Consider the following 20,827-nt stretch of genomic DNA (forward strand, 5'->3'; position numbering starts at 1 on the left):
GAGACTTCTTTTTTTTTGAAGTCTCTTTACAAATGCTGTATTTTTTCCTAAATGTTATTTGTCCTTTAGAATCTTTTCTAAATATTCAACCTTATCTTTTTCAGCCTGAACCAAACGCTCGTAAAGTTTTGTATTTTCTTCATAAGCTTCAATTAATTTATCCAGAGGGTTAAAGTTACAAATATTCTGATTGCCTATTGGTCCCTGATTAATACTGTTGTCGCTAAAACTATTAAAATAATTAAATACGCCTTCTTCCGAGAAATTTTTAATTGCCTCTACACTTACACCAAGCGCCCTCGCCACTTCTATTAATTTTTCTTCTTCTATAGTCTCGCTGTTTTCCATAATAGAAACTGCCTGCTGATTGGTTCCTAAAGCCTGCGCCAAGGCTTCCTGTTTCATGTCTTTCAGTTCACGAATACGGCTGATTTTTCGCCCTATGTGGTTTGGTTTTGTTGCTGTGCTCATAGCTCAAAGATAATAATTATGAATAAAAAAATTAAGGATAAGTAAAAACATAAAATGGGTTCACTAGACCATCCTGTTATGCGACGGCAATATAAAAATAAAATACGGCTTTTCTTATAATTTTTATAATAAACTGCGATCTGTAATCTGTACTTTGAATGTCAACTTCGACTGTTAACTATTTAAATTTTAGTCTCATTTTACAACAAAAATGTTATAATTATTTTGTTGTATTTTTTATTTCAACAAAGGTTTTTCCAACAGAAGTGTTGTAAATGTTTTGTTGTATTTTTATTTACAACAGAAATTTTACAACATAAGAGTTTTGCGTCTAATTTTAGTTTTTGTTTTTCAACAATATTTCCAATTTCACACAGCAATTGTTCACTAAACCGTCTTATTTATGCGATGGCTATTTAGAAACAAAAGAACACGACTTTATATAATTTACAAACTGAAAACTGCAACTGCAAACTGTGACTTCTGGAATGGGTGCAAAGTTATGGACGAAGTACTTTTATATAAGCGTTATAAACATCGTCCCTAATGGAGGTGCGAAGGTAAACTTCGTTTTCGTCTTTTGTTTTATATTCAAACTGAATTAAGGCAGCGTCAGAATAATAAAACAAGGAATCATCATCCGGAAATTCAAGATTTGAAATAGGGTTGGTGGTTAATTTTGCTTCGAATGCTGTTTCACCATTATCAATGTCCAATTGAAAAAGCTTTCCCTTGCGGGTATAGCCCCAAAGATTATCGTCTTTCTCGGTAATGTATTGAACATTATCGTTTTTAAAATCCGTTTTCCAAAGCTGTGTTCCGGTTTTTGAATCCACTGCATATAAAGAAGAAACCGTTTCGCCCTGTGCTGCAAAATATACTTTTTTGTTTTTGCTAAATATATGGTCTTTGATACTATGTTGGTTTTCCTCTATTTTAAATTGCCATAAAACGTCGAGTTTGTCAGGACTTAAAGCGTAGACTATATCCTTTTCATTGGCTATAAATATATTTTCGTCATCTGTGACAGGTTTTCCGGAGATAGCTTCCTCAAAAGTTTTTTGATTGAGCAGTTTTCCCGTACCGGCATCAAAACTGTAGAGATTAGAACCGCTTTGGGTAAAAACCTTGTTGTTAAAAAAGAGCACCGAAACCGGATTTGATGCGTCGTCTAACTTGTGGCTCCACGCCAAACTGCCGTCTTTTATGTTAAGCGCATAAATAGCACTGTTTTGACCTTGGGAAGTGATGTATAATTTTCCATTATTAATAACGGGCGTCTGGTCTTTCAGCACAATCTGATCGGTAGTATTTCCTAATCTTGATTTCCAGAAAACATCTCCGGTCATGTTATCAATCGCGAAAATTTCACCATTGATAAACGGTACATATACAACCCCATCCTGTAACGTTAACTGATTGGCGCACATTTCGGTATGGGCATCGGTTGCTTTTATGGTCCAGCCAATTTGTTCGGACTCTAAATCAAATGAAAAAAGCGAACCATCGTAATCATAGATTAAAATTGATGCCTCGTCTAATGGAACTTTTGCCACGGGATGAACAACCTTATTAGAGAAAACGTTGCCAGTGTTTGCTGTGGCTGGCACTTGCGCAAACGTATTGGTAACCGTAAATGCAAATAAAAGGAGTATTAGCTTTTTTTTCATTTTTAAAATTTTGATTGGAGCATTTGATTTCTTTTTAGAACGATGAAATTAAGCCTCTTGAATTCGATAAGCAACCCAATGTCTGTGCCAAATATAGTAAATTATTATAGAGTTTTAGAAGTTATGGGCGCTTGCGTTCGTGGAAAGCTTTGTGGAATGCGGTGCGGAGGTTTGTGATTTTGTGACGTATCTTTTTTGACCGCAAGGTTCGCAACGTTAGAAGCGCGAAGTCCGCAAGGCTTCATGTAAGCGTTGCGGACTTTGCGGCTGTCGGGATTAGAATCGAAGATTTGATCCCTTACATTTTTTATTCAGTCTTATTGGTATCAATAAGTTTTACCATATTAGAATTGAACGAGGAAAGATTTTCGTTTAAGGAAGAAAAGAAATCAAGGTCGGCATTTTCGATCTCAATGATTGCTTTTTGCAAAACGGCTTCTCCGGTATCTGTTAGCCGAATGGTCTTTGCCCTTGTGTCCGTTTCATGTTCCTGTCGTGTTACGAAGCCTTTTTCTTCCAGTGTTCGCAATACTTTTGAGACCATCATTCTGTCGAAATTACTCTGGTTGGCAATGTCAATTTGCGTTACGGCATTGCTGTTTTTGGAAAGCCAGCCTAAAGCGGCTAATAATACAAATTGCGTCTGTGTCAGATCTAACGGATCTAAAACTTTCTTTTGTTTACGCTGCCAAAGCATGGTGAGCTGTCCCAGCAAATAACCCGGACTATCTTTTGGACTTTTAAAATGAAAATTAATTTCTTTAGGCATAATGATGTTGAAGCATTTGTGTCAGTATTAAATCAAAATCGTGTTTATGAATGTCAAAGATAGCCATCAGAACCTTTAGTTGCTTCGATAATGAAATTGTTTCTTCGGGAATCTGTTTCTAAAATTAATAAACAATTTACTTTTATTTGGCCTCCAGAAAAGTAAGTTTATAGCCGTCCAGATCTTTCACGTGGAATGCTCTTCCGAAAGGTGTTTCTATAATTGGCCCGGTGGTGGTGACTCCGTTTACACTAAATTTCTCTTTCAGATCGTCTACGTTTTCATCAACGGCAAACCAAAGTGCTACGCCAATGCCCAGTTCTTTTCCTTCAATGGGTTCGAGTGGTGTACGAATAGCAAAACTTGCCTGTCCCTGATTGTACTTGAAAATACAAGCCTGCGGATTGGTGTCGCCAATCTCAAATCCTAATTTTTTTTCATAGAAGTCTTTTGATGCTTCCAGATTTTTCACTTGTAGTGATGCAAAAGTTAATGCTCTCATATATAATAAATTTAAATTGTTGTCGCAAATATAGTATACACGACAACAATATGCAAGTCATTTTGCTTTTTTTATTTTTTTGGTTATTTTTTAACTTGCTGTATGTTATTAACCGCAATGTTCGCTAAGCAAAAAAGCGCGAAGTACGCAAGGCTTAGTTTTAAAACTTTGTGAACTTTGCGTATTAATCTTAGCGATCCTTGCGGTTAGTCTATCATTCTAAAAATGGCAATAAATGAATGTAAAATATTTCTTATATTAGTAACTAAATTTAAATAACTGGTTGTAAGTCAACTAAAAATATGTAACCGAAAGTAACGAACTGAAAAATTAATTTAAAATATTTAATAGTATGAAAAAGCTACAATTCAAAATAAGTATTAATGCTCCGGTGACCACGGTATATGATCGTATGCTGGGCATTACCAACAAATCAACTTATGAGCAATGGACCGCTTTGTTCAACCCGACTTCGACCTACGAAGGAACTTGGGACAAGGGAAATAAAATTCTGTTTATTGGAGTAGATGAGAAAGGAGAAAAGGGAGGTATGGTTTCCAGAATTGTTGAAAACATTCCGAACCAATTTGTTTCGATTCAGCATTATGGCCTTTTAAAAGCAGACAAGGAAATTACAGAAGGACCAGAAGTGGAAAAGTGGGCAAACGGATTTGAAAATTATACGTTTGAAGATAACAACAAAAGTACTGAGGTTACCGTTGACCTGGATACTACAGAAGATTTTGTAGATTATATGAACCATACTTACCCAAACGCACTGGATAAGCTGAAAGAAATTTGTGAAAAATAACACTTTCAGGAAGATCTTAAAAAGGCTCTATGAGTTGTTGTGATGAAAATGTTGAGGAAAAGCATATATAAATAAACACACCACTAATTTTTTACCGCAAAGCACGCAAAGATTTTTATCTAACATGCGATTATAACGCAAAGTTCGCAAAGCTAATTCAATAGAACGCTTTGCGAACTTTGTATTTTATAAAAGCGCGAGTAAAAAACTTAGCGTTCTCTGGGGTAATTTTTTTCTACTCTCCAGAGAGTTTTGGGATTGATCCCCATGATCCCTAAACTTTCCACAAAAAATTTGTATTTTCTTAAGGAGCTTCTTTGTGGGCAGTCAGAGATTACAATCGAACATTTATCGCAATTCTGATTCTGTAGCAATACAAAAAAAGTTAACTGCAGGTGTAAAAAAATGAGGATTAGCTTTTTCTACATCTTAATTTTAATCTAAACGTTTTAAAATGAGCAATCGTAAACGTTCTTCATGCTCATCTCCCCAATTCCCAATAGCTGAAATTACAGGAATTAGTGTTTTTCCAAAATCTGTCAGACTATATTCGACTTTAGGGGGCACGACAGGGTAAATAATTTTTGAAACAAGTTCATGTTCCTCTAATTCCTTCAGCTGAATATTTAAAACCCTGCGTGATGCATCCGGTATTTTCCGCTGCAATTCACTTGGCCTTTTATGGCCTTCATTGATAAACCAAAGCAAACGTATCTTCCATTTGCCATAAAGCACTTCACCTATCAGGTCAAGCCCGCAGTTTAAATTGGGTATTGTTTTTCTTTCATACATATTACAAAAGTAATCCTATGTTCCTACATGTACAATAGGGGAATAATTTATCCCTATATGAATCGTAACTCCGTACTTGTGAGGAAGTAACATACTTCCGAGATTTGTACAATAGAAAATTAAAATACATATAACATGGATTATCAAAATGAATTATCAGGGAAGGTTGCCTTAGTAACAGGAGGGACAAAAGGAGCCGGAAGAGCAATTGCAGAAAGGCTGCTGCAAGCGGGTGCAACGGTAATTATTGCCGCAAGAAACGCACCGGAAAAAGAAAACAGCAAGCTGCATTTCATTCCGTCCGACTTGAGTAAAGCAGAAGGAACACAAAAAGTTGTCAGCGAAGTACTGTCGGCTTACGGAAGGCTTGATATTTTGGTGAACAATCTCGGTTCTTCAACAACACCTGCCGGTGGCTTTACTGCATTATCTGATGAAGATTGGGAATCAACACTACAGGCTAATTTGCTTGCTCCGGTTCGACTGGACAGAGGGTTTTTACCTCAAATGATAGATCGAAAAAACGGAGTTATTATTCATATAGCTTCTATCCAGGGAATACTGCCACTGTATGACTCCACTTTGCCTTATGCAGCTGCAAAAGCAGGATTAAGAAACTATAGTAAAAGTTTATCGAATGAAGTTTCGCCTAAAGGTGTCCGGGTGCTGACTGTTTCTCCCGGATGGATCAATACGGGAGCATCTAAAGCCTGGCTGGCTGAGATTGCAAGAAACGCCAATAGCACTGTAGAAGAAGCACAGCAGGGTGTAATGCAAGCATTGGGCGGAATACCATACGGCAGACCTGCTGAGCCGGAAGAAGTAGCTGAATTGGTTGGTTTTCTTGTTTCTCCGAGAGCCAGTTATTTATCAGGAACTGAATATGTAATCGATGGCGGTACTGTACCGACAATTTAATAATCTTTAAAAATAATAACAATGAACTTACCAAAAGTATTAACAGACTTGATTAAAGCACAGAACGAATTTGACGCCGTGGCTTATGCCAATTTGTTTTCAGAAACTGCCGTAGTGTTTGACGAAGGTAAAACGCATAACGGAAGACTTGAAATAGAGCATTGGATCGATCACTCAAACAAGAATTACCAATCAGTAATGAAACCACTGGAATATACCGAAAACGGTACGACAAGCATCTTAACTGCAGAATGTTCAGGAACATTTCCGGGAAGTCCTATCGCGCTAAAATTTCACTTTGATATTGTTGATGGGCAAATTCAGCATTTAAAAGTAACAGATTAAACATAGAAGAGCGGGTGACTGTTTACGATACGTTATTTAAACGACAAAGCCATTGGAATCCAATGGCTTTATTTGTCTTCTGTGGGCAATGATAGCGTGTTCCGAAACAGCTCATCTAATCTTTATTTTAATATTTTTTCCCGGTTTTGTTCTTGATCCAATTTGGGGATCACTAATAAAAGTTGTAGAAATAAAAAAACTCCTTAATTTCTTAAGGAGTTTCTTGGTGGGCTGTCAGGGTTCACAGTCGAACACCTTATCCCTATTTTGAATTTTTTTGATAACTTAAAATAGTTTTTGTGTTGATTCAAATCCTTATTTTTTAACCAAAGTATTTAGAAAACCTTTTTTCATCAAGACTTGGTCATAATTTGTATTAAACAATTTTCCAATTAATTTAGAGTTACTTTGGTTTATCAAGATAACCATTCCCTAATTGAATTTTTTATCATAGGCAAGAATTAAAGAGCGTCTCCATGTATCTCCAGTTTTAAAGAAGAAAACATCTTCCTTAATTCGTTCTATTTGAAGACCAAGTCCTATTTCTCTTAATGTATTTTTATAAAAAGTGTTTTCAAAATTTAGCATTGCTTTTGAGATTTCGCCTTCATTTTATAAAAGTGTTTGTAATAGTTTTTAACTCTTTTATTTTTTTATCAATTTTTGAACGATAAATTTCATCTGTACTTAATTCCATTGATTTGTTATAATTTAATATCGCATTTTTTAAATCTTTATTTACTTCATACGCTTCTCCTAAGCTGTCAAAGGCATTATTTGATTTAGGATATTCTTCTGTGTTTAAAATAAATATGGTAATTGCATCACTGTTTTTTTTATTCTGAGTTAAAAAAGAATATCCAATAGAATTCAATTGCTGTTCAAAATCAACATCAGAATATTTAGGATTATTTTTTAAAGTAGTAAATACTTTTTTAAAATCTGATATATTGCTTTGTGCTGTTTTGAGTAGCGATTCATAGGCCAAAGAATTATAGTCTACAATATCATTATCAACTAGATATGCAATATGATTAACTATATTTTCTATATCAAAACTATTTCCAATGCCATTTGCTAAAAAAATGATGCTTAAATTATCTTTAGGAAAATTTCGGTAAGCAGTAACCCGTCCACCTGAAAAACCAAATGAAATATGACCATTAACTATAGTTTCATCCCAACCTAATGCGAATTTTTTATCCGATTTTGTATATGGAAATGTTTCCCACATTTTCTCTTTGGATTTACTATTAATCAGTTTATTATCATTGAATCGTTTATCCCAAAATATAAATTCATCCATAGAAATATTTATACCATTACAACTATTTAGATAATTCCCATTATTAGGATAATCTATTTGCAAATGGCCTGTGTTGTAATAAGAATATAGTGGAGTCCTATTTAATATAATATCTCTGGAATCTGTAGAGAAAAAAATGTTTTTATTTGCTATTTGACTATCAAATTGATTTTTTGCAATAAATTTTTCAATGTCTTGTCCACTCAGTTTTTCAATAATTTTCTGAAGAAGCCAAAAATTAGTTTGATTATACTCGAATTTTTCTCCTTTATTAAAACGGATAGTATCCTTAAAAACTTTTTCCTGAGCTTCATTTTCGGGTAATCGCTCATATTCAACGATATCCGGAAGTCCGGAAGAATGTGTGAGTAAATGTTTAATTTGCAAAGAATTCCAAGAATTTGGCAAGCCTTGAATGTATTTTGAAACGAAGTCTTCTAACGATAATTTATTCTGCTCAATAAGCTGAAAAACACCAGTTGCAATAATTATTTTTGTTAAAGAATAAATCCTAAAAATAGATTTATCAGACACAGCAACATTCTGTTCGACACTTGCTTTTCCGTAATTATTCCTGTGAATAATTTTCCTGTTTTTTACAATTGCCAGTGAAATACCTGGAATTTCATACCTCTCTTGTATTTGAGATATGTATTGGTCAATTTCAGTATTTGATTCATTTATTATTTTAGTATTACTTTGTGCAATACAGCTTGTAAATGATTGAATTATTATGATGGATAGTAATAGAGTGAATTTTAACATAATTTGTTTTTGTTTTATTTAAGCATACGGTTAAACTAAAGTGCATGTTTTTCATTTTTACTCATTTTGATTGATTGAAACTATTTCTTGTTTAAGTAAGTATTTCATCGTTTATTATTTTATTTCAGGCAGATTAAATTGTTTGTTGTAAAGAATACTTACTAAATTTTCTATTAAGATATTGCTGGGAATTCTTTCTCCGTTTGTACAATATGCTATAGCTATTTTGTCTTTGGGATTATAAATAAGTCGAGAATGAGAACCAAGTACATCGCCACTATGCCCAAAAAATAAATTTTCATCATATTTGAATAATGCTAATCCTCTTCCCCAATCTTCTTTTCCTATTATAGGTTTCATTAATTCTAAAGTTTCTTTTTTTAGAATCTTATATTCGAACAAACTTGTAATAAAAATGTTTAAATCCTTTGTTGTACTTGCTATATCTCCAACACCAATTACGTTTGTGTATTCTATGTCTTTAATTTCACTCCAATTTTCAATAAATTTATAAGATTTAAATGTGTTGGTAGGATTTGATTTTATCGAAGCAAAATTCTTGAGATTAAGAGGTTTCGTTATTTTTTGAATGACTATTTTATGATACTCTTTGTTATATTTTTTTTCAAGAATCATTCGCAACAATATATATGCGGAATTTGAATAAACAACTTTTTCATTTGGTTCAAAACTTACACCTTGCTTTTTTATTTCTTCAAAAATATCTTCTTCACTTGCTTTTTCCATAACCCAAATAGCACTATTTCTGATAGCGAAATTACCTAATCCGCTCGTGTGTTCTAATAAATTCTTTATGGTTATCTTTTTTGAATTTGGTATTTCAGGATAAAAATCAGATAATTTAGTTTCCAAATTTAATCTGCCATCTTCAACTAATTTAAAAATTAAAATAGCCGTAATCATTTTAGTTACCGAAGCAATTTGATATTTGGTATCTTCATTGTAGTTTACATTTATCAATTTTCTTTGTCCGAAACTTCGATTGTAAACTTCTTTTCCATCTTTAAAAATGGATATACTACCAATTCCTCCATTGTTACTTTCAATATAATTTATATAATTATCAAATTTCTCTTTATCGATTTCTTGCGAAAATAGATTTCCTGAAATAAATAATAAAAAAGCGATTAATTTTAATGTCATTTTATATGTTATTTTTTATTTTGATTATTTGGAAGGCTGTATTTTTGATTTTTCAAAATGGCGATAATTGCATCCGATATTTCAAACACTTTTCGATTATAGTTGTTGCCTAATAAAATTATAGTAATTTTTTCATCAATATCCGAAACCAAAATTGCTTCATAATTTCCCGCTCTTCCGTCGTGTGAATGGGCAATCAGATTTTTATCTTTATATTCAGCTTTTCCCAAAGCTGATTGCATTTCCTCTATTTTAAATTGTTGACCAATTTCAAAAAGTGATGCTGCATTAATCATTTTTTTAGAATGGAGACAATTTGTCCATTGTAACAAATCAACAGTTGATAAGTAAGTCCCGCCTGTTATTGGCAGATCCGTTTTATCCTGAACAAAATCATTATTGAATCCTTTTGCTATATTTTTTTCATTTTCAAAAGGTGTCATAATAGCTGTATTCATTTTGCAAGGTTCAAAAATGAATTTCTCTACATATAATTTATAAGACATTCCCGTTAATCTTTCAATGATAAAGTGCCTCAAGAAAATGTTATTGTTGTTGTAATCGTATTTAGTACCAGGTTTAAAGTCTAGAGTGTCTATTTGTTTTAAACCATCAAAAAGGTCTTTATCATTTTTAATTTTTTTCCAATTTACATTAGGTATTCCACTTGTATATTGCAATAAATCTCTAATGGTAACCTCATTTGCCCATTTGGGTAATTCAGGAATAAATTTAGAAACGGTATCATCCAATTGTAATTTTCCTTGTTCCTGCAATTGCAACAAAGCAACAGCACTAAATTCTTTTGTAATGGAACCAATATTAAATCTATAATCAGTAGTTAATTTATTCGTTTTTGTTGCATCCGTAAATCCGAATGAAGCGTTATAGAGTATTTTATTGTTTTTTGAAACAAGAACATTTCCATTAAAAACTCCAATTTTACTGGACCATTTCATCAGAGAATCAATTTGATTTATCTTTTTTGTTTGAGCGAATAAATTACTCGCAAAAAGTACCATAATTGCAAAATTTAAGATAAGACATTTAGAATGTTTCATGTTTTTTAATTTTGTTTTAAAGCTGTTTCTAATTTATTTATCGCAGCTTCCAAATTTGAACCTGTATTTTTATCATTTTGATTGGTAATAATTATCATTCCCAAATTATATTCTGGCAAAATTTTAAGGATATTGGATGTTCCGTTTGAACCACCGTCTTTTATGTAGTTTGTATTGCCCTTTTCATCTTTTAAAATATCCCAAAAATATCCCATATCTACGTTTGGATATACTTTTCTATGAGATTCAACAACAACCTTATTATTTGAATTTAATTCAAAATTTATATACTTGCTTAGATCCTCCATTGTTGACTTTAAAAATTTTGATGCTCCCCATATACTTATTGTTAAAGGTTCCATAACTTCACCCTTTACATTATATCCATTGGCGAGTATCTCATTATTTTCTAAGCGAAGCTTTGTAGATTGCATTCCTAGCTTTTTAAAGATTTTCTGTTCCAAGAGTTCTTCATAATTCTCCTTATATACATTTTCTAAAATATAAGCGCATAATTCAGGTCCTAAAGCACCATATTTAAAACCAGTTCCTGGAAGTGAATCTACTTTTACATTTCGTAGATCAGATAAAAAATATTTTTTAGTATAGGCTAGATCGAGTCTATTCTTATAAAAAAGAAAACGATCTGCAGGATATTTTTCTCTTATTTCTTTGGTAGAAGGAAAAGGAACCTGTATTCCACTTCTATGAACTAACAAATCTTTGATTTTTATTGGTTGGCCTTGAAATTCTAAATTAAGAAAATTTCCATTCAAATATTTTCTGATATCTTCCTCTAATTCGATTTTATTATCCAATACAGCATTAGCCATCAAGGTTCCTGTAAAGACTTTAGTAGTAGAACCTATTTCAAAAATTGTATGATTGGTTGCCATGTTACCTTTTCCTTTATCCAACTCTCCATAGTGTTTGATATAGGTTTTTTTGTTTTTGACAATTGTTATTGAAAAAGAATTAGCTCCTGAGTTTTTTAAAAAAGATGATGCAACCGTATCCATAGTATGGTAGACAAAATTGTCTATTTCGGAATGGTTCTGCCCAAAAATATAGACGGAAAAAAATATAAAAATAAAAGATAACAATTTTGTCATATCTGCATTATTTAAAATTTAATTTACATTTAAGCTTAAGCACAACGGATTCTGGAACTAGTTTTATTTAATCCATTTTTCAATAGTGCTAATAAAAATCTGTTGTTGATCAACAAATAAATAATGCGAACAATTATCAATAATTTTGAAGTTCTCTTTTTTAACGATATTCTTCATATCATTTAATTGTTTTTCTGAAAATATGTTGTCTTGTTTCCCATAAATTGCAAACAACTTCACTCGTTTTTCCAGTTGTTTTAAAATAGGTTTGGTGTCGATATTATTTTTACTTTCATTTTTATAAAATAATAGTGGTGCTTTGTCATTTCTGATGTTGTTTTTATTAAACTGGCTTAATTCATACATTTTCCAAATTTTATTGGATTCAATAGTAGGAAATGGCATTTTAAAATAATTATTTTTGCTAGCGAGTTCATAACATTGTTTTCTATAATCTGCAGAATTCTTATTTAATTTCTCTATTTCGTTCACTTTTGAAAGCATTAAAATATCCTTTTTGTCTTGATAGATTTTTTTGGTTGACTCTAAAATGTGGTTGTACGTATCTTGTTGAGAAAATAATGCCCCTGCAAGAATTAAAGAATTTACTTTTTCAGGGTTTTGTTCGGTAAATAATGTTCCGACTAAACCTCCAAAACTGTGTGCAATTAGAGTTGCTTTTTTGATGTTGTATTGTTTGTAAAGCTCATTCAAATCATTAATTGCTTCTTGATAAGTAAAAGTGGCAGTTGTGTCAATCGAACGACCTTCACCACGTCTGTCATAAACAATTACATAAAATCCTTTTTCTGCTAATTTCTCGGCAGTTGTTCCTTCAAAAAGTGTAGAATTTCCTCTCGGTCCTCCGTGGATAAAAATTATGGTAGGATTTCCACTTTGTCCATACCCTTTTGAATAAATGGTATTTGTCTGAGCGTTACTTAACAACGAATTGATAATATAAAAGATGAGTAAATATATTTTCGTCATTTAAAATACTATTTAAGAAGGTTGGTTTGTTTTACAATGGCTCTTATTTCTTGTTCAAAATAATAAGCAATATCAAAATTTTCATTGGCTTGATTTTCCATCACAATCACACTAGTTTTTGTTTTTGGATAATATAAGTTTACGGCAGTAAATCCTTCACGGGGATGAAAACCGGTGTGTCCAATTTCATTGATGCTGTCTTTGTCATTTATTCGCAAACCATATCCATAACCTATTGGTTTTTTACCAAATAATGGATGCACATTCGTTATCGAATAATTAGTCATCATTTTATAAGTTGCCGATTTAAGCAATTTTCCATTATGCAAACATTCATCCCATTTTGCCAAATCAGGAGCGGTAACGATTAAATGGCTAGCAAAATATTCTTCAGGTGTAAAATAAGAATGTTCATTTAGTTTAAAAGTTCCATCTTTTTTTATCGTGTGTCCTTTGGTCAAAAAAGTACTATTACTTTGTGTGGGATAATAACTATTCTTCATCTCACATTTTTTGAATAGAGCTGTTACTAATTCCTGATAGCTTTTATGACTTTGTTTTTCAAGAATTTTCCCAGCCAAATAATATCCAACATTAGAATAACTAAAAGCTGTTCCTGATACAAATTTTAATGGTTTGTCTAGATTTTCACTATCCAATCCAGACGTATGGTTTAGCAACTGATAAATAGTAATTGTATCAGCCCAATTGTATTTTAAATCAGGTAAATAATTACGGATTGGTATATTTAAATCAATCGTCCCTTTTTCGGCTTGTTGCAAAATAAGCGTTGCTGTAATTTGCTTAGCGATGGACATTGTAGAAAAATGGTCTGTAATTTTTAAAGGTGTTTTTTTATTAAAGTCTGTATAACCAAATGCTTTTGAATATTTCACTTTCCCATCTAGTTGAATCAAAACAACACCATTGAAACTCCGTGGATTAGTGTTTTTAATTAAACTGTCAATTTTTGCGCTGTAGTTATCATTTTGTTGCGCAAACATGTTTATTGATAAAAATAGAATGATGACTAAATTTATTTTTTTCATTTTTAAAAAATTATTTGTTTTTATTTTAAACTTCGGCAAACACACAATGTCTTGGTGAATGGCGAGGTTTGTGATTAGAGAATTGAGGCTTTTCCATTAAAAACAAATAATCTAAGTAAAAAACCATCTTCAAATTAATCCTAAAAGCTCACTCTCGGCAAAAGGCGGGCGTTTTTCGTTATTGGGATTTCAGAATTGGAATTTTCACAAAACTATCATTATACCATTTAATTTTAAGTGGGATTTTTGCATCTTTTATCGTTTCTTCGGTTACTGTTTTTCCAGTTCCGTAATTCAATTCTGAAAATGGATTTTTATTTACATTTAGATAAATTAATAATCTACTGCCTTTATTTAATTGTTTACTTACTAAATGTGTATTCGAGAAAGAAATAGTTTCAATAACATGTGGCTTCAACAATTTTCTTTGAGTAATATCATTTGAGTAACTTGCACGTCCAATAAAATAGGATAGATGAAAATATTCACCATTTGGCATTACTTCATATAATGTAACGCCGATATCCATATCAAGTTTGTTGATACTTGCTTTAATTTCGCCTAAAAAAGAGCCGTTTATTAGTATTGGTTCTTTTAAAGGCTCGCTTATGAAATTAAATCCATTACTTGTGTCAATTTCTTTGCGAATGATTGGTTCTGGATAATAATCATTATTGGTTATTTCTCTATTTGCAAAATCAACTTCTTGTGTTAAATAACCTTTTTTAGTAGGTTTTTTTGAACTCAAAGAATAAAATTTATCTAACTTGTTATTGGTTAGATAGAGAGTTAGAAAATCGTTACTCATTTTATCAATTGATGGTGCACTACACCATTCATTTCTACCCATTACCTCATAATTTATTCTGTCTTTTAAAATTTCTGGTTTAGTTCCGTTTTTTAAAATGTAATCAAACCATTGGTATGTGATTTTATTAATATCGAATAATGCAACAGCATCAACTTTATATTCATACAAAATAGCTTCTCCACCGTTTTGTGTACCAAAATGTCCGTAAGGCCCAATAACAAGATAGGCTGGAGTTTCAGGGCTATATTTTTGAAGTTCTCTTAAATAATAAAGACCAGAGCTTTGTCCATCATTATAATAGCCGTCAAAAGCTAAAATGGGTATTTTTATTTGAGCAAAATCCTTTTTATAAGGTGTCATTTTTTGCCAATAACTATCGAAAGATGGATGAGTTATCCATCGTTGAAACCATTTATTAGGAACGCCATCTATACTGTCCAATTTCTTATAGGCAACTCCTGTTTCCCACCATTTATTTTGCATTTTCCTAAAGCGTTGTCTATCGTTTCCTGACACTGTATCTAAATATTTATTGTTGCCAACGTAAAATGACCATTCGTAATTTGGATTTACAAAAATATTGTTTTCTACAGGTAAACCTTGTCCTGGTCTTGCTGCTACATAAGGTACAATTGTTTTAAGTGCAGGATGAAGAGTTTTGCAAACTGCCCATTGTGTAAATCCATTGTAACTACCACCATACATTCCAACACTTCCATTACACCATTTTTGTTTACTAATCCAGTCAATAACATCATAAGTGTCATTTCCGTCATTTTCGTATGGTAATATTTCATCTGGACTAAATCTTTTTCCTCTTGCATACATAATGACTCCAATATAACCTTGGTCTACAGATTTTTTTAATGATGCAATATCTCTTCCTTTATCTCTAACATAAATAGTGGATTGAAGTATTACTGGTAGAGGATTTTCATCACCTTTTTTTCTTCCGACTATTAAAGATAATGTTGCACCATCTCTTGCTTTTACGGAAATACTATCTTGAATGTTATAGATACTATTTAAATTTTCCGATTTTGCTTTTACCGTTTGTTGTGCTGACAAGTTGTAAACTGCCAGAATTAGAATTATAAAGTTCAAAAATGTTTTCATTAATATTGTTTCTGTTTTTTACTCTTTCGGTTTTTAGAGTCCGTTGCATTAGGCTTGCAGTTAACTTACTTCTGTACGCAAGTAACTTGTACTATTCCTTATTATAATATTAATTTTCACAAAAATAAGCATCTACTTAAAATCTATTTTACGGACTTTTGACCTAAAAATTACGGTTTTCTGAACATTCAATCGTAATCCATTCAATTTTGTAATTATAAAAAGGCTTAATAATTGTTAGTGTTTAATGGAATACAATTTTTATTTTAGTTCCTTTTCCTTTTTTAGATTCGATTTCTAATTTCCCTTTTAGCAAATTAACTCTCTCACTAATATTAGTCAATCCAATTCCTTTTTTTTGGACATCTTCTTCAAAACCATCACCATTATCAGTAATAAATAAATTCATAATGGCATCAGATTGAAAAATTTGTATTTCGCATTCGCTAGCATTTGAATGTTTATTTACATTCAAAATTGCTTCTTGAATAATCCTATATAAATTAATTCTGAAAATATTTTGAAAATCACTCCAATTTATATTTTCATCTCGGCTGTATTTAAATTTGACAGCGCTTATATTTTCTTGATGCTTTATCAAATTTAAAATAAGAGAATCAAAATCATTTTTATCAAAGAAAGACTTATGATTTAAAGCATGTGAAATATCTCTGATTTCATTTTCAATATTTTGCAATTCGAAAATAAAATCTCTCCTTTTTTCTATAGTTTCTTGACTTGTTTTGGAATTCAAAACACCTAAATTCATTCTGACAGCATATATTTTATTCATAATACCGTCATGTAATTCTTTGGATATTTTAATCTTTTCAGTCTGCTTGGCTAAATTAATTTCGTCTTGCTGTTCAGACATTAAATGATGTAAATCATCATTAGCGTTCTGTTGCATTTTTAATAAACGGAGTTCCCTATTTTTATGCTTGAAAGATCTCCAGAAAATGACAGAGACAAAAAATAAAATCAGTACGAATGAAACGATTAAAATGATAAAATTCTTTTTACTTAAATCTGCATTTTCATTCTCAACTCTTGAAGTTTCATATTCTATTCTGGCATACTTGTCGTAACTTTTCTTCTGAATCAAATTAAGACTATCGCTAATTCTAATGTATTCATTCGCATAGCGCAAACCATTTTTACTATCTGCCTTTTGAAGCAATTCTAAGCTAGATAAAATTTCATTATTGTTCTGAATTTTAATTGCTAATTTTTTAGCTTTCAATAAATAAAACATGGAGTTTATTGTGTCTTTTTGTAGTAAAAAATATTCGCCTAACCTCAATTTTCGATAGAGAATCTCGGATTCATTGCCAATACTATCTGCTATTTTTAAAGATTCTAAAAACATGGATTTAACATTCCTAAAATCGCCATCTTTCATTTTAGAATAGGCTAAGTTCGAAACAACCTTTGCGTACAATTCAGGCGATTTTTTTCTTAAATCTTCAGATGGAAGTTTCTTGAGTATTTCAATTGACTTTGAATATTCTTTTTTTAAATCGTACAGGTTACAAATGTTAACAAGAGAACTTATATTGTAATAGTTTATTAACGCTGTATCATAATGATTGGCTTTCATTTCTGTTATATTGGCAAGCGCAAACTTGTGATATTTTAATGCTGAATCGTAATAGGTTAGCTTTTCTAAACAATTTCCCATCAATATATTACAACAATAAATTAAATCAATTTTTTTTGATTTTCGGAGATATTTCAATGCTTTAGAAAGTTGTGTTTGGCACTCTAAATAATTTCCATCATAAAATAAAACATAAGCTTTGTTAAATAGCATTCTTGCAACATTTTCATAGTCGTGATTACTGTAATATAATTTTTCTGCTTTTAGATAATAAAAAAAAGCACTGTCTTTTTTTGAGTTTTGGTAACAATCCCCAATATAATAAAGAGCTGTTGGTGTTGTATTTTTATCATTTGCTTCTTTAGATAATTTCAAAGTTTCCAAACTTGTTTTTAAAGATTTTTTGTAATTATTTAAATAATAAAACTCAGAAGAAACTTTTAGATAATCTTTTCTTGTAATCGAGTCATTCTTTCTAAATTTTAATAGTGCTACAATCGAATCTAAATAGGCTTCTTTTTTGCTATTATGTAACTTATCTATATAACTTTTATCAAACATAGCTTGATCCTTTTGCTCATAAATTGATAAATTATCCTTAGTGCAGGAAATAAATAATAATGTAAGTAAGCAGAAAAAAATGCGTTGAGAATTAATCAAAATTGATAGTATTAATAGATATCAAATATACTATATTGAAACAAAGAAGTCTAATTCATTTTTTAAATTGCAGGACAATATTATATTTTAAAAGAAGTGAATTATCAAATACCTTCTATGAATTTAAAGTATTATTTCACAGAATAAAATAAATAAAAGGGTTCACTTATTATAGTTACAACGTAATATTTTTATAATTTCGTTCAAATCTGAATATACAAAAAATGGATTATAATATTTTAATAGTTGACGATCATCCTATGACAGTTGATAGTTATGTTAGTTTATTGTCTGATAGTAATTTACATAAAAATAATGTAAACTTCATAAAAAGTTATAACTGTGAAGACGCCTATAAAAAAATAAAAATCCTTTTTGCAGAAGGTAAGAATATCGATTTTGCTCTTCTGGATATTAATCTTCCTCCTTATCCAGATTTAAAAATTAATAGTGGTAAAGATTTAGCTTTTTGTATTAGAAAAATGCATCCAAACTGTAAAATTACACTTCTTACAATGCATACTGAATCTTCTATTATTGATTCAATTATTAAAAAAATTAATCCTGAAGGTTTTATTTCAAAAAGCGATATTAATTTCGAAATATTCCCAACGATTTGCAATAAAATTATTCAAGGGGAAAAATTTTACAGTGCCGAAATTATAAAATCGCAACGAGAATTATTGAAGCAAAATATTAATTGGGACGAACACGACAGTCAAATTCTAGTATTGCTCTCTCAAGGAATCAAGAATATAAATTTACCCAATTATATTCCTCTATCGATGAGTGCTATAGAAAAAAGAAAAGCGAGTATAAAAAATCAATTATTATCCACAAAAGGAAATGATAGTGAATTAATAGCGAAAGCTAAAAAAATAGGTTTATTGTAAAAAAATAACGCCAATGTCTTCCATTGGCGTTATCTGTCTTATGTGGGCTGTCAGGGGATACAGTTGAACACCTTATACCTATTTTAACCTTTTTTGAAGGTCTAAAGTGATGGAAAATACATAAGAATAAAATTCTCAATATTATCTGATGAAATGTAAAATATGTAATATATAGACTTAAAACTTTTAGTTCAATTACTTAGAAATTTATTAATGTAATTTTCAAAATTTTAATATCAAGTCATAATTAGTAAATTAAATGATTAAGTTGTAAAAAGTTCAAAGTCGATAAGTATTGTTAAATAGGCGCTAAAAATCTAATAAAATCAATTGACAAATAAATTAACTACAAAACCTTAAATATATTAAAATTTGAGATTTTATTTAGTAAATTACCTTCTAAAAACATCCCTAAACTGATATATCAATCTTTCGGTAAGTCTTAAATCTTCTGTAATAATTTCAGCACTTCCAGACATCACTTGTTGAAATGTTATTCTCTTCTTATATGAGGTTAATAAAGTTTTTGGCAAACTGACATCAATCCACAAATTTCCGTCTTTATCGGGTGTTAATGATATATTTTTGATTTTACCATTCAACATTCCATATTGGCTGTCGGGAAAATTAGTCAATCGAATATTTACCTCTTGACCAATTTTTATTTTTCCTGAATTAAGTGCGGGTGCTTTGAGCTTTCCAATATATCCTTTTTCTAAAGTGGGAATCACTGCAAAAAAAGCATCACCAGATATAATAGTTTGGTTAGCTGTCCATATTTGTAAAAAAGATACTTTCCCAGTAACAGAAGATTGCAATACATATGCTAATTCCCAATCTTTTATTACTTTTTTCAACTGATAAAATGCTTGTGTTTTATTACTTTCCAAATTGATTTCTTCCTTGGTTCCGTTAATTTTTGTGCTTTTAATGTTTTTATTATTTTCAATCAAAGTTGATTTTAATTGTGAAATAGTACTCAATAAATTTCTATAATTTTTTTCTGCCTGGAGATAGCCGAGTTTTTTATTATCAAAATCCTGGGCTGAAATCACACCCTTATTAAATAAACTTTCATAACGTTTAACATCTTCTTTTTGCAACAAAAGCAGCATTGTTAAGTTTTTCTCTATCAATGATTTCATTTTGCTCAGATTACGAAATATTACTTGCAATTGTATCGTCAAACATAAAAGTATCTTGCATTACCGCACCACAATTTGAACGCCAAAAATCATTATTAATATGGTTTAATTCAATCCCCCCAATCGAAATACTACATTTTGTTGGCTCATAATACTTTAATAATAATGTCATTAAAGTAGTTTTTCCACTTCCACTTGCTCCCATTGTGGGTTTTGTTTTACCTTCTGGAATACTGCAATTTAGATCTTTCAAAACAAAAGGGGTTGATTTGCCTCCATATCGATAAGATAAATCTTTAATCTCAATGGTTTTGTTTTCAGAAAGTTCACTTACTTTATGCAATGAAGAATCATCCTCATCTTCTTTGCAATGAACCTGAGACAATCTCTCCAAACTTATTTTAGCATCTTGCTAAGTTTTTACAAATGTGACAAAATTCCCCAATGGTAAATTCAATTGTGCTACAATGTATTGAATGGTAACCCAGGGTATGGCTGTCAGTACTCTTTATGAATTGTGTGAATATTATAAAGTGCCAATATTTGAGTTTTTCAAACGAGTTGAAGAAGTTGACAAATGATTAAAAATAAAAGATATAAATAAGTAACATGCTGCGAAGCATCTTTTTTGTTTTGCAGCGATAAGGAATACTTATTAATTCGGGAGAAAGAATTGTCAATAAAGTAGTTTTTGGTTTGCTCTTACAAGGAATTGTATACAAGCGTTCTATATTTGAGATATGTTATGTGATAGTAGGGGGAGTTGTCGTGTGGTTTATAGGTCTTTATTTGAGAGGGAGATTTTATGAGTTTTTGAGGAACAGGCATTATAATGGTAGTTGGAGAAATAGAAATAAATAATTTGTTTAAGGGTGAA

The 20,827-nt window shown here is 30.9% G+C and carries 19 protein-coding genes; 4 read left to right on the plus strand and 15 right to left on the minus strand.

What is annotated here, in order from left to right; genetic code table 11:
- Positions 1 to 54: 54 nt before the first annotated feature.
- The 4 genes from D0817_RS21450 to D0817_RS21465 all read right to left on the minus strand — a co-directional run bounded on the left by D0817_RS21450 (position 55) and on the right by D0817_RS21465 (position 3,412).
- On the minus strand, positions 55 to 471 hold the full coding sequence (locus tag D0817_RS21450) for a helix-turn-helix domain-containing protein (RefSeq protein ID WP_127340398.1): 417 nt from the start codon (positions 469 to 471) through the stop codon (positions 55 to 57).
- Positions 472 to 971: 500 nt separating this feature from the next.
- Positions 972 to 2,141: a PQQ-binding-like beta-propeller repeat protein gene (locus D0817_RS21455; RefSeq protein WP_127340399.1), complete on the minus strand. Its 1,170-nt coding sequence runs from the start codon at positions 2,139 to 2,141 to the stop codon at positions 972 to 974.
- Between the two features lie 307 nt (positions 2,142 to 2,448).
- Positions 2,449 to 2,910: a MarR family winged helix-turn-helix transcriptional regulator gene (locus D0817_RS21460; RefSeq protein WP_127340400.1), complete on the minus strand. Its 462-nt coding sequence runs from the start codon at positions 2,908 to 2,910 to the stop codon at positions 2,449 to 2,451.
- 142 nt (positions 2,911 to 3,052) lie between these two features.
- Entirely contained in the window at positions 3,053 to 3,412 is a 360-nt protein-coding gene (locus D0817_RS21465) for a VOC family protein (protein ID WP_127340401.1), read from the minus strand.
- A gap of 352 nt (positions 3,413 to 3,764) precedes the next feature.
- Between D0817_RS21465 and D0817_RS21470 the strand changes: the two genes are divergently transcribed.
- On the plus strand, positions 3,765 to 4,223 hold the full coding sequence (locus tag D0817_RS21470; protein ID WP_127340402.1) for an SRPBCC family protein: 459 nt from the start codon (positions 3,765 to 3,767) through the stop codon (positions 4,221 to 4,223).
- Positions 4,224 to 4,658: 435 nt separating this feature from the next.
- Here D0817_RS21470 and D0817_RS21475 read toward each other — a convergent pair whose 3' ends face one another.
- Positions 4,659 to 5,015: a winged helix-turn-helix transcriptional regulator gene (locus tag D0817_RS21475; protein WP_127340403.1), complete on the minus strand. Its 357-nt coding sequence runs from the start codon at positions 5,013 to 5,015 to the stop codon at positions 4,659 to 4,661.
- 135 nt (positions 5,016 to 5,150) lie between these two features.
- Between D0817_RS21475 and D0817_RS21480 the strand changes: the two genes are divergently transcribed.
- Both D0817_RS21480 and D0817_RS21485 read left to right on the plus strand, forming a co-directional pair.
- Positions 5,151 to 5,933 (plus strand): SDR family oxidoreductase, encoded by a 783-nt coding sequence (locus D0817_RS21480; RefSeq protein WP_127340404.1) that lies wholly within the window; start codon positions 5,151 to 5,153, stop codon positions 5,931 to 5,933.
- Positions 5,934 to 5,954: 21 nt separating this feature from the next.
- The gene (locus tag D0817_RS21485) at positions 5,955 to 6,278 is read left to right on the plus strand and encodes a nuclear transport factor 2 family protein (protein WP_127340405.1); all 324 of its coding nucleotides are present in this window, start codon (positions 5,955 to 5,957) and stop codon (positions 6,276 to 6,278) included.
- Between the two features lie 607 nt (positions 6,279 to 6,885).
- On the opposite strand, the gene D0817_RS21490 is transcribed toward D0817_RS21485, so the two are convergent.
- From D0817_RS21490 to D0817_RS21525, 8 genes are all read right to left on the minus strand, one after another.
- The gene (locus D0817_RS21490; protein ID WP_127340406.1) at positions 6,886 to 8,349 is read right to left on the minus strand and encodes a serine hydrolase domain-containing protein; all 1,464 of its coding nucleotides are present in this window, start codon (positions 8,347 to 8,349) and stop codon (positions 6,886 to 6,888) included.
- A 114-nt stretch (positions 8,350 to 8,463) separates the two neighbouring features.
- Positions 8,464 to 9,513, minus strand: coding sequence for a serine hydrolase domain-containing protein (locus D0817_RS21495; RefSeq protein WP_127340407.1), 1,050 nt, complete (start codon positions 9,511 to 9,513; stop codon positions 8,464 to 8,466).
- An 8-nt stretch (positions 9,514 to 9,521) separates the two neighbouring features.
- Positions 9,522 to 10,574: a serine hydrolase domain-containing protein gene (locus D0817_RS21500; RefSeq protein ID WP_167470964.1), complete on the minus strand. Its 1,053-nt coding sequence runs from the start codon at positions 10,572 to 10,574 to the stop codon at positions 9,522 to 9,524.
- A gap of 5 nt (positions 10,575 to 10,579) precedes the next feature.
- On the minus strand, positions 10,580 to 11,686 hold the full coding sequence (locus tag D0817_RS21505) for a serine hydrolase domain-containing protein (protein WP_127340408.1): 1,107 nt from the start codon (positions 11,684 to 11,686) through the stop codon (positions 10,580 to 10,582).
- Between the two features lie 63 nt (positions 11,687 to 11,749).
- Positions 11,750 to 12,676: an alpha/beta fold hydrolase gene (locus D0817_RS21510; RefSeq protein ID WP_127340409.1), complete on the minus strand. Its 927-nt coding sequence runs from the start codon at positions 12,674 to 12,676 to the stop codon at positions 11,750 to 11,752.
- Between the two features lie 8 nt (positions 12,677 to 12,684).
- The gene (locus tag D0817_RS21515) at positions 12,685 to 13,725 is read right to left on the minus strand and encodes a serine hydrolase domain-containing protein (RefSeq protein ID WP_127340410.1); all 1,041 of its coding nucleotides are present in this window, start codon (positions 13,723 to 13,725) and stop codon (positions 12,685 to 12,687) included.
- Positions 13,726 to 13,903: 178 nt separating this feature from the next.
- Positions 13,904 to 15,652 carry a CocE/NonD family hydrolase gene (locus D0817_RS21520; protein WP_127340411.1) on the minus strand — a complete coding sequence of 583 codons (1,749 nt, stop codon included), beginning with the start codon at positions 15,650 to 15,652 and terminating at the stop codon, positions 13,904 to 13,906.
- Between the two features lie 244 nt (positions 15,653 to 15,896).
- Entirely contained in the window at positions 15,897 to 17,912 is a 2,016-nt protein-coding gene (locus D0817_RS21525) for a tetratricopeptide repeat-containing sensor histidine kinase (RefSeq protein ID WP_238160924.1), read from the minus strand.
- 224 nt (positions 17,913 to 18,136) lie between these two features.
- Between D0817_RS21525 and D0817_RS21530 the strand changes: the two genes are divergently transcribed.
- Positions 18,137 to 18,805, plus strand: a complete 669-nt coding sequence (locus tag D0817_RS21530; protein ID WP_127340413.1) for a response regulator — start codon at positions 18,137 to 18,139, stop codon at positions 18,803 to 18,805.
- 392 nt (positions 18,806 to 19,197) lie between these two features.
- Here D0817_RS21530 and D0817_RS21535 read toward each other — a convergent pair whose 3' ends face one another.
- Positions 19,198 to 19,950 carry an HlyD family secretion protein gene (locus tag D0817_RS21535; RefSeq protein ID WP_127340414.1) on the minus strand — a complete coding sequence of 251 codons (753 nt, stop codon included), beginning with the start codon at positions 19,948 to 19,950 and terminating at the stop codon, positions 19,198 to 19,200.
- A 10-nt stretch (positions 19,951 to 19,960) separates the two neighbouring features.
- On the minus strand, positions 19,961 to 20,335 hold the full coding sequence (locus D0817_RS21540; RefSeq protein WP_238160925.1) for an ATP-binding cassette domain-containing protein: 375 nt from the start codon (positions 20,333 to 20,335) through the stop codon (positions 19,961 to 19,963).
- Positions 20,336 to 20,827: the final 492 nt, after the last annotated feature.

The sequence above is a fragment of the Flavobacterium cupreum genome (assembly GCF_003996965.1).
Taxonomy (GTDB): domain Bacteria; phylum Bacteroidota; class Bacteroidia; order Flavobacteriales; family Flavobacteriaceae; genus Flavobacterium; species Flavobacterium cupreum.